Genomic DNA, 619 nt, shown 5'->3' on the forward strand with positions numbered 1-619 from the left:
ATTTAGTTGGTGCTTTCCAATCTTTCTTTTTCCTTTGTTTCCATAACTAAAATAAAATGCAATGAAAAACTTTACAGTAAAATTAGTAGGAACGATGGCTATTGTCTGTCTCCTTTCGTTTTTAGGCTATACCCGAATCAATCACTCAGAAAAGTTAGACGATTTGCTATTGGAAAACATCGAAGCGTTGGCTGCCGATGAAAGCGGAAATACAACTATCTGTGTAGGGAGTGGTTCAATTGTTTGCCCCATTACAAAAGGAGGAGTGGAACATGTGTATATTTGTTATTAGTCTGTCTCATTAGTTTGTCGCTGTTCTCCCTTTTCTCTTGTACGTTGAAACCTGTGGGAATCCTTGTCGTTTACGGAAATCCCCCAGGCTATCAAGTTGAAAAGGACAGCTGTGTGGCTGGACAGCGTCTTGTTCCGTAATCGAAATAGAAAATATAAAAAGGTGATGGAGAGGAGCGGACGGCTAGCGCTTTGTTGGCCCATTCGCACCGTCCGTTCCGTAACCCACCCGGAAAGGAGGTTTTGGCAAAGATAGTGATTTAGTTAGAATAAGCAATGCGTTTGCTGTTCCGTTGAAAGGATAGATACGGGGTAAATATTGTTTTAT

General features: G+C 41.0%; 1 protein-coding gene. It reads left to right on the top strand.

Annotated features, from left to right (window positions below; genetic code table 11):
- The first annotated feature begins 61 nt into the window (after positions 1–61).
- The gene (locus E5355_RS19180) at positions 62–292 is read left to right on the top strand and encodes an NVEALA domain-containing protein (RefSeq protein ID WP_136011568.1); all 231 of its coding nucleotides are present in this window, start codon (positions 62–64) and stop codon (positions 290–292) included.
- The last annotated feature ends 327 nt before the right edge of the window (positions 293–619 follow it).

The sequence above is a fragment of the Bacteroides muris (ex Afrizal et al. 2022) genome, assembly GCF_004793475.1.
Taxonomy (GTDB): Bacteria; Bacteroidota; Bacteroidia; order Bacteroidales; family Bacteroidaceae; genus Bacteroides; species Bacteroides muris.